The 12,122-nt window shown below is 40.1% G+C and carries 9 protein-coding genes and 1 pseudogene; 2 read left to right on the forward strand and 8 right to left on the reverse strand.

Going from position 1 to position 12,122, the window contains the following annotated elements; all coding sequences use genetic code 11:
* Positions 1-3: 3 nt before the first annotated feature.
* Entirely contained in the window at positions 4-219 is a 216-nt protein-coding gene (locus tag H6G05_RS05725; RefSeq protein ID WP_190577106.1) for a hypothetical protein, read from the reverse strand.
* A 228-nt stretch (positions 220-447) separates the two neighbouring features.
* Between H6G05_RS05725 and H6G05_RS05730 the strand changes: the two genes are divergently transcribed.
* Both H6G05_RS05730 and H6G05_RS05735 read left to right on the forward strand, forming a co-directional pair.
* Positions 448-1,206, forward strand: coding sequence for an HAD family hydrolase (locus tag H6G05_RS05730; protein ID WP_190577108.1), 759 nt, complete (start codon positions 448-450; stop codon positions 1,204-1,206).
* A gap of 791 nt (positions 1,207-1,997) precedes the next feature.
* Positions 1,998-3,761 (forward strand): hypothetical protein, encoded by a 1,764-nt coding sequence (locus H6G05_RS05735; protein WP_190577110.1) that lies wholly within the window; start codon positions 1,998-2,000, stop codon positions 3,759-3,761.
* Between the two features lie 966 nt (positions 3,762-4,727).
* On the opposite strand, the gene H6G05_RS05740 is transcribed toward H6G05_RS05735, so the two are convergent.
* The 7 genes and pseudogenes from H6G05_RS05740 to H6G05_RS05770 all read right to left on the reverse strand — a co-directional run bounded on the left by H6G05_RS05740 (position 4,728) and on the right by H6G05_RS05770 (position 12,114).
* Positions 4,728-5,012, reverse strand: a complete 285-nt coding sequence (locus tag H6G05_RS05740) for a ParA family protein (protein ID WP_190577112.1) — start codon at positions 5,010-5,012, stop codon at positions 4,728-4,730.
* A 737-nt stretch (positions 5,013-5,749) separates the two neighbouring features.
* Positions 5,750-6,568: pseudogene (locus H6G05_RS05745) on the reverse strand (IS982 family transposase); the annotation flags it as partial.
* A 502-nt stretch (positions 6,569-7,070) separates the two neighbouring features.
* The gene (locus H6G05_RS05750; protein WP_190577116.1) at positions 7,071-7,448 is read right to left on the reverse strand and encodes a hypothetical protein; all 378 of its coding nucleotides are present in this window, start codon (positions 7,446-7,448) and stop codon (positions 7,071-7,073) included.
* Complete coding sequence (locus H6G05_RS05755) at positions 7,439-8,200, reverse strand: ParA family protein (RefSeq protein ID WP_199310352.1); 762 nt, start codon at positions 8,198-8,200, stop codon at positions 7,439-7,441. The genes H6G05_RS05750 and H6G05_RS05755 overlap by 10 nt, the downstream gene beginning before the upstream one ends.
* A 139-nt stretch (positions 8,201-8,339) precedes the next feature.
* Positions 8,340-9,506, reverse strand: coding sequence for a cysteine desulfurase family protein (locus H6G05_RS05760; protein ID WP_190577118.1), 1,167 nt, complete (start codon positions 9,504-9,506; stop codon positions 8,340-8,342).
* Positions 9,507-9,869: 363 nt separating this feature from the next.
* Positions 9,870-10,751 (reverse strand): serine/threonine protein kinase, encoded by an 882-nt coding sequence (locus tag H6G05_RS05765; protein ID WP_126390966.1) that lies wholly within the window; start codon positions 10,749-10,751, stop codon positions 9,870-9,872.
* Positions 10,744-12,114, reverse strand: a complete 1,371-nt coding sequence (locus tag H6G05_RS05770) for a DUF262 domain-containing protein (RefSeq protein WP_190577120.1) — start codon at positions 12,112-12,114, stop codon at positions 10,744-10,746. The genes H6G05_RS05765 and H6G05_RS05770 overlap by 8 nt, the downstream gene beginning before the upstream one ends.
* Positions 12,115-12,122: the final 8 nt, after the last annotated feature.

Raw genomic sequence — 12,122 nt, forward strand, 5'->3', positions numbered from 1 at the left:
TCGCTAGAATTCAAAGTCAATTTCTGCTTCTTTATTTGGTTTAGTTTCTTGTGTTTTCGGTTTTACTTTTGCCTTTTTTGGCTTTGGTTCTGCATCTTCGTCATACAGGGAATACTGTGATTCATAGCGGGCTATGTCATCGAAGCTGGCTAGTCCTTCGCTTAGTAGTTCATCGTAGGTATAGCCTGCGTCAATCTTGGACTGGATACTGTTTCTCATTGGTTCCTCTTTAAGTGCTTAGGATTGAATACAACAGATTTGGAAAATCGATAATCTAGAGATTACATTCTATCAATTTTTCTGGATTGATGATTGAGAATATTGTTTGTACAGATTCTAGAATTGTCAATACTTCGTTGATGGTAGTTTTGTCTTCACCAGCGAATCGCTAGATTTTCCAATAGTCTCTCGTTAGCTGTATTCTGGTTTTAGTTTCATTTCTTCTGTATGACCCTGCTCAATCTCAATCAAGCTGATTTGTCCGACATCCGTTTAATTGCTTCCGATGTTGATGGTACTCTTACACACAATGGAAAATTCTCTTCCGATTTCATCTCGACCCTTCTCAATTTACAATCGGCAGGAATTAAAGTCCTATTGGTGACTGGTCGCTCAGCGGGTTGGGTCAGTGCTTTGGTAAATTATTTACCTGTTGCAGGGGCGATCGCGGAAAATGGTGGTTTGTTTTTACAGCCAAATGGTCATCAAAATTTGCTCTCTTCGATTCCTAACCTATCTAGACATCGCATTCTACTGGAAAATGCTTTCCATCACATTAAGCAGAAATTTCCTCATCTTCAGACTTCCACTGATAATCAATTCCGTATTACTGATTGGACTTTTGATGTCAATGATTTATCGACTGATGATATTCAAGTAATCTCTTCACAATGTCAGCAAATGGGTTGGAGTTTCACGTACAGCAATGTCCAATGTCATATCAAACCACCGCACCAAGATAAAGCAACTGGCTTAGAGATAGTACTCAAAAATCATTTTCCTGAACTCAATTCACAGAAAGTGCTAACTGTTGGCGATAGCCCTAATGACGAGGCTATGTTTAATCCTGTAAAATTTCCCATCTCGGTCGGCGTTGCAAATGTGCTTCACTATCAAGACAAGATCCTGCATTTACCCCAATACGTTACCCATGCTTCTGAGTTTGCTGGTTTTTCTGAGTTAGCAAAATTATTACTACAAAAGTAAAAGCGGCGCATCGCACCGTCTCTTATTTTTTGTGAAGAACTTACGGTTTAGCGATCGCCTGTCATCAATAACAATTGCACCAGTTGCAGTGCTTCTTAGATTGCTATGGCTACACATTATTCATGATGATGCATCAATGTCTTTGTTAGCTCAGCCTCTAACGGTAGTGAAATTCTTAACTTATCTTAAACACTATGAAGTCATTGCAATCAGTAAAGTGGTAAAAACCAGAATGGCATGGATACTGAAAGTACTCCTTGTTCAAAAATATTACCGCAGATGACATTATGGCAATCCTGACTCGGGATCGACCCCAACTACAATAAAATTCTGAAATTTAATGCAACAGATTTTCTGCGATCGCTGTATGCTTAGTGTGTATTATTAATGTGACGCTTTTTATCTATAGGAGATTACTAAACTAGTTTTTCCCTTCAACACCAAAAAAGCCAGTGATTCCAGCCACTAGCTCTTTGATGACCCGAAGGTTTTTAAATTGAATATCCGGAAATGGACAGATGTTGCTTTGACGAGGCAATTTTGTTCAGCGCTTCACTATATCTTAACGCAAGATATAAGTTTAGCAACAGTTTTTTATGCGAATTTTTAAAATTCAGCAAAAAACTATAATTGAAGCGTTGAAATAAACAAAAAAAATCTGCTCATTTCCTGATTGAAGCCCCTACAACCCTTACAATCAGGACAATCTAGATGACATTAAATTTGCGAGACTTGTCACAGCAGATCGAGAAAGCGATCGCCCGTGACAAGCAAACAGGAGGTCAACAAGCATGACCTCGCAAAAAGATCATATTTGCAATATTTCTGATCCAAAATTTACGACCAAAGGCATAGAACCCAAATCACTAACCACAACAGAATTAGCAGCGCAAACCTTTACCAGCTTTTTCCCATATTCGTGGAACTTTATCTATGCCAAAAATGTAGATAGGACGAGCAAACCCGAATGGAAAACCGAAACGCACTATCCCATCACAGGAAGGCGACTATACGACTATTGGACCGACCCAGAAACCCTAATCGGCGTAAGATTCGGCAACCAAACCGAATATGCCCTCATCGACATCGACAAAGGCAGCCCCTACCACCCCAACACCAACCACGAGAAATTTAAAACCGTACTCCAAGCCCTAGAAGAAATAGGATTGGTCAGACCGCTAATCGTGCAGAGTTCGCATAGCGAAGGACTGCATATCTACTACCCCCTCTGGCAAGAAGTACCCAGCTTCGGCATCGCCTGCGCGATCAAATCCAGCCTGCAAAAAAACAACTGCGAAATCGCCGCAGGAGTAATCGAAAGCTTCCCCAACACCAAAAAATACGACTCAGAATACAACGGACATCGACTACCACTGCAAACAGGCAGTTACCAACTCAACAACGATCTCCAGATCGTTGGACGGGATTTAAATCAATTTGTCGAAACATGGCTGACCGTACAAGAGCATCAAGACATCGACCTACTAAAACAGGCGATCGCCGAAGCCAAAGCCAACTATCAACCACCCAAAGACAACCGCAAAACGATCCAATGGCGAGAAGACCTAGAAAAACAAATCGAAGCAGGATGGACAGGACAGGGACAATCTAACCAACTGTTATATCTAATGGGCAAATATGCCCGCGTCTTCCTAGGCTGTGAAGAAGACGAAGCGATCGCCGAATACATCACCAAAACAGCAAAAGCCGCCGTAGGATTTATTAAATTTTGCGGAGACATCAAAAGACTAGAACAAAAAGCCAAAGACATCGCCAAATGGTGTATGAAGCATCATTTCCCCTGGGGAAGTAAAAAGGAAGAACAAACAAACGAGGAAAGTGAAGATATAGAAAACAAAAAAGCTCAGAAACATGCAGAAAGGCTCGAGCGCATCCGAACAACCGCAAACGAACTAAATAAAACAGGAGAAATGCCAGAAACCATCCGAGGCATGGCACAAGCGATCGCCAAAGCCGCCAAAGTATCAGTCGAAACCCTATACGAAAACAAACAGCTATGGCATCCAGAGTTTACCGAATCGCGTAACAGTCCAAATATAAACAATTCCGCCCCATCCCCCATAGCGATCGCCCCCCCGAACGAACAAGCTGAAACCCAGACAGAAAGGACTGTTACAGAAAAAGCCCTATATAAAGCGTTAGCGTGCTCTGAAACGCCCCTGCGAGGGCAAGAATTGCCAAAATTTGCCAATGTTGATTTTCAGGTCGCAACGGACTTGCCAAAGTCGCCGCCAAAAACTAGCGATCTGATGTGGATCGAGACACATGGCAGGCTAAGTCAGCCGAAAGCTGAAAATTCTAAGGTCGCAATCTCTCAAAATCCATCTACCCGTACAGCCAATGCTGACTGTTTGCGCCCCTATGAACCACCAAAATCTGAGACTATCTCGGCTATTGGAAGCAGGATTGGCTATCTGAAAGCCTTACTAGAAACGCCTATTTTGCGTAGGAGTAAATCTGCATCGGAAATTGCTAGCTTGCAAGCCGAACTGGAAAGGCTAGAGCGCGATCGGCAGACAAACTCTACTCCCTAATGGGTGTAGATACAGGAATCGTGGTGCGGTGCGGTTTTGAGAAACTATCCCGTAATCGGGTGAGTGCTCTCTGGATGGTGACAAGATTTATTTCTTATAGGATTTTGCTCTCGGTGATATTCCCATACTTTGATTAAGTCTGGTGATATCACTTCTGAGGCGATGTAACCAAACTATGGCTAACGTTTCCTAGTGGACTATTTTAGATAAAACAGTCCACTAGGCGATCTGTCAAAAAGTTGTCAAGACTGACTTTACCAAGTTTTCTATTGCATTAATTTAGATGAAACAGTCCACTAGTCTGTCTTTACCAATATCCCAACAAACCTTTGCTCTCTATAGCTACCTCCTGTTAAGGTGCAGAAATAGCGAACGTAGATAATCCATGATCATCATTGCTCAGAATAATTTGAGTACAGCTTGAGTCCGTACTTATTGCACAATTTCTTTTCATCTTTATTTTAGATCTTCTTAAGCAAATTATCAAGATTCCAGTGAGAAATCTTATTTCAAGAATCTTGATTAATGATTCTTGAAATAAGATTTCTAGTTGTACATATCTAGTAATGACTATCTGCTGAAGCTAATTTTCTCTGCTTGCCTAAAAAAGTAAGATTTGCTTGCAGTCTAAAGCTTGATTCAAGATTCGAGATTCAAGATAGTTGAAGATAGTTCTTCCTTCGACTGGATTTCCTCCCAGTTGATCGGCATTGGTCGAAATAATTCGACCAATGCCGATCAACTGGGTAGCTATATCGTGATCGACGTATTTGCGTCTTTTTTATCGTTATGAAATGGACGTTTCATAACCCATCCCACATTAGCTGACCAGTGCCCAATGCTTGAACCCATACTTCCTTAGCAATCTTCTGCCCGTGCTTTCATTTACCTTGTTTCAGCAAATTATCAAGCCAGTCAATTAATTCAAGTGACAGTCTGAGATTAATTTTTCTTTTTTACCATCAATCAAGAATCATCATTCTTGATTGATGGTTCTTGATTCTTGATTAAAGATTCTTCTTCGGGTTCGGTCTTACTAAAGATACCTTGAGCTAGACGGTTGTTGCCTAATATCGATCTCTTTAGTGCCATTAATTCCCTATACGCTTTTGCTCCTATTCCGTTGGAATCGTATTCAAAAATAGAAATTCCATGACTGGGAGCCTCACGCAATTTCACCGTTTCAGGAATCACGGCTTTAAACATGCGATCGCCAGAGTGATTATGTAAGGAGTGCTGCGCCCAGTGCAATTTTCTCCGCTCATTCGTGTGTCATGCTTTGACAAATTATTAAACTAGTTGTTTAGTCTTTTTTCAAGAATCTTGATTGATGATTGAATATTCTTGATATATTTCCTGTATGAGCTTATTAAAGATATTGTGAGGCTAGCTACTAATTATTTTGGGTTACTAAAATGTTGGCTAATCTTGCATTATGTAAGACTTTCGATATCTAAAAGTAGAATTGTTACTGTCAAGAATATTTAAACTTGAATCAAGATTCAAGTTTGAATATTCTTGAATATAGGATTTCAATGGATTTAAGCTTTTAATACGCGATGTGCAACAAAGAATTAAGAATCAACCAAGTCTTCAAACTGTAAAGGATGAAGAGAATGTCGGTTGAGCCAAAAACAAATAGTATGAGCAAGGGATACGACAACGATTCCTTCATTTAAGGGACATAAGTCCGCAATCTCATCTCTGGCATGACTTTGATAATCATCCGTTAAAAGTCTGTACCACGAAACTCAACCCATAAGACGAGTTTGGTACTGTGATTTTGTAGATGAGTTTTTTGGCACAAAAAAGTAGCTCAGAACTACCTAAAATCAAACTCAGAGGCACATAAGGAGTTGTACCAAAAAAACGTACGTTTTTTTACTATCGTTAAAACCAGATTGGCTTGAAATAAGCCATCGACCAGACTGTTTGAGATGTAAATCTACCCTTATGTCCCTTAAATGAAGGAATCGTTGTCGTACCCCAGCAAGGATTTTCCGATTAAGGCGACTAGAAAGGTGCCAAATGTCCCTAGCCCAAACCTTAGCAAGGTGAAAACGTCCAACTAACTGACCAATGACAGTTTCAATCAATCGACGCACCTTGACAATCAAGCGTACCCACCAACGAGGACGAGAATCATGCATATTTGAGCGCAGAGCCGTTTGTAAATCAATGGCAAATGTCTGTAAATCTTGCTTGAGGGGTTGACTGAGATACCCTTTGTCCCCAATCAGAACCCCCTGAATGTTTGAGACAAGATCCCAGAGAGTTTCACGTTCATCGCCATTAGCAGGAGTAAGAGCAAACTGCGTAATTACACCGCTACCACTAACGAGAACATGACCATGAAAGCCATAGTAATGCATGTTCTTAGATGCACAGTAGCCATAGTTAGCAATATCTTCAAAGCAGCGACAACGGGATGCACGACAGAGATAACACAGAGGTATTGGTACTCCATCAATTAGATGTACGTCATCATCTAAAGCACCTAACTGTTCAGCTAGTTTTTGTTGCAGCATCGCTTTGTACTGCCACAGATTGGCGGCTTGTCGGACAAAGGTAGTGCGACTTTTTAAGGCGGGAAACCAATCCCTCCAATGCTTACGAAAATATTTCCAGATCCCTACGTCAGTCTCAATACCTTGATACTCAGCCACGATTTCCATCGTTAACACTTCACTGTCACTTAAAGCTGGCTCAAACCCCTTCGCTCTGACCCGATGCTCTACCGTTATTTCTTTGAGTAGTTCATCAATTTTGCAAAAGACGGCAATGATAAAATATTCTATAGAAAACATGATGCTCACCGCTAATGGCGTTAGTCCTATTTTCTAACACTCTCGGCTGTGAGTTTTTTTTCTATTTCTTAGTTGCACATCACGTTTTTAATACTCAAAATAATTTGATTGCAACTTCAGTCCGACCTTATTGCATAAATTATTTTCAATCTTTAAGTTGTTCCTTTTTGAGCAAATTTTCAAGCTAGAACTAACAATCTTGTTTCAAGAATCTTGATTAATTATTCTTGAAATAAGATTTCTAGTTGTCTAAATCTAGGAATGGCTAATCCTTTACCACTCAAAAAGTAAACACACGATTAGTCCCCAGAACAATCTTTTCCAAGGTGAGTTCCCGCCTATGTAAGTGCCTAATTTTGCTCTGAGGAGGGAGTATAGCTGAAGCGAATTGTCTCTGCTTGCTTAAAAAGTAAGATTTGCTCGAAGTAAATCGTAAGCGATCAATATAATAATTGAATTGTCTTGTGAGTGCAAAGAACCTGCAACACAATTACAAAAGAAACTATTGATTATCTTGAAGCTTGATTCTTGATTCAAGTTTCAATAGGGTTGAACGTAGTTCTTCTTCAGTCTGGATTTCCTCCCAGTTGATGGGCATTGCCCGAAATAATTCGAGCGCAGCTTGAACCCATACTTCCTTAGCAATCTTCTGCCCGTGCTTTCGTTTACCTTGTTTCAGCAAATTATCAAGCCAGTCATTTAATTCGAGTGACAGTCTGAGATTAATTTTTTCTTTTTCACCATCAATCAAGAATGATGATTCTTGATTGATGGTTATTGATTCTTGATTCTTGATTAAAGATTCTTCTTCAGGTTCGGTCTTACTAAAGATACCTTGCGCTAGTGGATTGTTGCCTAATGCCGATCTCTTTACTGCCATTTCATTACCTCATCAACTAATTCCCTATATGCTTTTGCTCCTGTCCCGTTGGCATCGTATTCAAAAATAGATAGCCCATGACTTGGAGCCTCACGCAATTTCACCGTTTCAGGAATCACAGCTTTAAACATGCGATCGCCAAAATGATTATGTAAGGATTGCTGAACTTCTTTGCTCAAGTTGTTGCGTCCATCGAACCGAGTCGCAAGAGCGCCAGCAATCTGTATTGGATGTTCTAGAGAGTCTCGTATTAATGAAAGAGCGCGTTCGATTCCCTTGATGCCAAGTAAACCCAGGTAGCTCATGTCTACGGGAATAATTACACCTTCGGCAGCCATGAGTGCATTGATTGTAAATACGCCAATGTTTGGCGGACAGTCAATCAAGATAAAGTCATATTGCGCTTCGACTGACGCGATCGCTTTCCTCAGTAACAACTCTCTACCTGGCAGTCCCGAAATTGGGATCTCTTCTTCGGCAAGGAGAATATTGGATGGAGCTACATCGACACCCGAATTAGTTTTAACAATAATTTCTGACAACTTAGCGTGACGCTGAAGAACATCTTTTAACTGTTTTTGCAGGTGCCATATTTCAATGCCTAATGCTGCTCCAGCATTTCCCTGCGAGTCAATGTCTATAATCAAAACTCGTTTTTGGTGAAATTTAACTAGTCCTACGGCTAGGTTATAGGCAGTTGTAGATTTGCCTACTCCACCTTTCATATTGAAGACAGATAGCTTGATAGCCATTATTGATCTTGATGAAAGTTCAAAAGCAATAATATAGAATCTTTAATCAATAGTCAAGACTCTTGAAAAATATAATCAAGAATCTTGAATTAAGCCTTTCAAGATTCTTGAATTTTTGCTTTTCCTATCTGTGAGCAGCTTAACCCAAAATAATTTGTTGAGTTTTATGCACTGCTGCAATCAAGATATTTGCCGCACGATCAATTTCTACATCGGTTGTGAATTTGCCAATGCTAATTCGTAAGGCTCCTTCAATGAGGTTTGTGGGTAGGTTAATGGCTTGCAAAACATGAGAAGCAGCCTCAACTCCTGATGCACAAGCCGAGCCTGTCGCGATCGCTAGTTGATCGTGAATTCTAGCAATGATTGCTTTATTGGGAATATTGGGTATAGAAATATGCAAGTTTCCCGCCAATCGGTTGAGGCGATCGCCATTGATCACAAGTTCAGGAATACTCTCTAGTAATAAATATTGGAGGCGATCGCGTTTAGCCGCAATTACTTGTTCGTCTTCCGACATTTCTTGCTGGCGCAAGCGGCAAGCTTCACCTAGCCCAGCAATTCCTGCGACGTTGAGCGTTCCTGCTCTGATCCCTTTTTGTTGTCCACCTCCATAGATAAGTGGTTCTAGCTGATAGCCTTTACGCAAAATTAAGGCTCCAATGCCTTTAGGAGCATACATTTTATGTCCTGATAGTGTCAGATAGGTAATGCCCCAGTCTCGAAAGTTAAAGGGGATTTTGCCAACAGCTTGGGTGGCATCGCAAAGAAAGGGAATGTCATATTGTTGCGTGATCGCGCCGATTTCTTGCAGAGGGTAAATCGTGCCAATCTCGTTATTGGCTGCCATCACACAAATTAAATCTATTCCTTGAGAGCAAGTTGTTTCTAAATTTTCAAGGTCTAGTTTGCCTTGGCGATCGACTTTTAAAAAGATTATCTCGGCAAGTCCCTTTTTAGTTAAGGCATCACAAGTATCAAGAACAGCTTTATGTTCTATGGGTAATACAGCAATTTTGAGCTTATGGGAGCTAGGTGATTTTTGAGGTAATCCTCGTAGAACCAGATTAATACTTTCGGTCGCGCCAGATGTAAAAATTACTTCTCTAGGTACGGCTCCGACTAAATCGGCGATTTGTTTGGTGGCTTGTTTGACTGCGTGATCGGCTTTATCGCCGTAGATGTGATCTGTGCTGCTAGCATTGCCGAATGCAGTAGTCATGTAGTGTAGTACGACATCTGCTACACGGCGATCGCATGGAGTAGTGGAATGATAATCAAGGTAAATTGGGTAATTCAGCTTCATTAGTATTTAGGGCTTGCTGAATAAGTCTACAAAGTGAATCTAGATGCCACACAGCTCTAACAATAGTGGTTTTGGAGGTTGGGTTCAAAATTTACCCCACGATTTTTGCCAAAATACATGGGTTTTGAGCCTCCAAATGCCATACTCTTGCACTTGGTTGGCTCAAAAAAACTTAAGACCCTTATTTGTCTTGGATTCTAGCTTTATTCAGCAATCCCTATTTATATCCAAAATACCTACTTTGCAGAACTTTTAAGATTCGCAAGGTCTAGATTATAATTTAATCTATTTATTATTGTAGTTTAGTCAGTTTCTTTTTGTGTTGTTATAGAACTTTATTCAACTCTTGAAAATATTAAAAGCCTACGCAAATTTTATATCTTCCAAACTTTTAAGAAATTCAGCGGTAGAACTTGGGCGACGAGATGAATTATGTTGCAGGGTTTCTAAGAGAAGTTTACCTAATGAAGGTGGACCAGACCAATCATCAATTGTTAGAATGCCAATAGGTGGACGGTGGGTCACAACAAACCAAAAAACTGATGCAAGTTGAAAAAGATCAGAGCAGCAGTTAATTTCATCTGCTAGTCCCATTGCTTTAGAGACCGCTTCAGGTGACATCCAATATCTAGGGCCTACAGCCTCATCAGCGCGAGTTAAATGTTTTTCCTCTCCCTCTAACTGAGCACACAAACCAAAATCAGAAATCTGCCAGATATCTCCGCTGATTAGGATATTGTCAGGTTTGATGTCGCGATGTATTGCTCTAGCTTCTGAGTGTAGTTGTTCAAGCGCCCTAGTAAGACCGACAAACTGACCATAATAATCTTCAAAACGTATTTGGGAGAGATTATTTGTAAGAAATTCTCGCAAATTAGAGTCGGCTTTACGCATGACAACAAAAGGTTGAATACACTTTTGTTGATTATTTAGGTTTCTGAGATTAGAACTAGAGTGCTTACGGATAACGCTCATATTACCGTGAGTAATGTAGGTAATAATATGTGGATGACTCAAGCAACTGATTACTTTAATTTCTCTTTGGAATCTTTGAGATCTAGGGTATTTGGGATTTATAAGAATTTTTAAAGCAAATATTTCTCCAGTAGCAGCATTTTCACATTCAAAAACAATACCATTCCCCCCTTTCCCTAACTGCTCAGAAATTGTATATGTGCAATCATTTTCCCCTAGGATATTCTCTGGCAAAGCATATACTTCTCTGTTGAATTCAAATTCAATCATAATCCAGCTCCATAGATATCTGATTAGGGTTATCTGATGATTGATGAAGTGGATCTACAATTAGCCAGCCATCAAGCTTAGCTTCTTCATCTTTAAGTTTGATGGCTTCCAAAATTTCTCTTTGAATGTACTGAGCATTTGACATTTGGAGAACATTACTTTTACCAGTCCATGCTAAGATAGAGTTCTCTGGAGTTGGAGAGAACTCTACACCCGAAAATGGGCAAGTTTCATTAGAAGGAGGACAAAGTTGCCCACCCCAAATAATGTCATATAGAATGCTAGAAAATATCTTCTCAGAGGATTTGGAAAGTTTTTGTAGATAGGTGCCACAGATAATATTTTCTAATAAGTCAATTCTCCATCGGCGACTTGAAGCTGAGTTAGCATCTGAGACACAGCGAATCGCATACTCTCGTAAAGTCACAACATCCGAAGATGGGGCAATATGATAGTCAAGAATGGATAAATCAGTGCGAAGTGGTTTTAAATCTTTGCCAGTAATGCTTCCACCTTGACGGTGAAGATTGTAGATTGCTCCGAACAATGAATAAAAGTCAGATTTTTGCCGAAACCTTGTATGACCAATAGCAGCAAGTTTTCCATGAAGTCCATCACCATCAAAGATTATTTGACAATCATTAATTACTTGATTAAATCGTTGGATTACCTCCTCACTATCAGGCTTTGCCCAGTTCATATATTCTTCATAGACCGCATCTAACTGCTCTTTTTTATCTAAAGGACTTTCTCGAATCATTAATGCGAGTAGTTCAGATACAAACTCAACATCAGCCATGCGTCTTCGATTTGCGGGTGTAAAAACTTTAAACTCATCAAGAGTATCTGATAGTGCAAGATCTTCTGAAATCTTGAGAAAATCGCCTGGGAAGTCAGCACGTCTCAGCTCTTGCTTATTAAGCTGCTTCATGTATTTGTTAATGCGCCAATAGATTTGTCTTACTTCATCATCAGTTGCGGATGTGATTTCATTCATATCTAGTCGGTAATTTACAAACAGATCTCTATCTCTTTGCTCTAGATCCTCAAATCGCCTTCCACGAAAGCGCTCTTCACAAGGGGGAGATGTAAGAGCAAAAACACCATGTTTAAAGTCAAGAATTGCTCTAAGTCTTTGCTGACCATCAATGACTTCTCGGAAAGTAGCATTATCTCTTACCATTCTGCGGGCATAGAATTTTGGGATTGGTATGTTTTTGAGAATAGAGTCTATGAGCATAACTCTTGCCGCCTGACTCCATACCTCACGTCTCTGAAAATCTGGTCGCAACTCAAGACGGTTTAAGTTTGTCCAGTCAAAGATATCTCCGATTGATACGTTAGTACTATCCCAAGAAGTCATTTCATTAA

Source organism: Phormidium tenue FACHB-1050, from assembly GCF_014696925.1.
Taxonomy (GTDB): Bacteria; Cyanobacteriota; Cyanobacteriia; order Pseudanabaenales; family Pseudanabaenaceae; genus Pseudanabaena.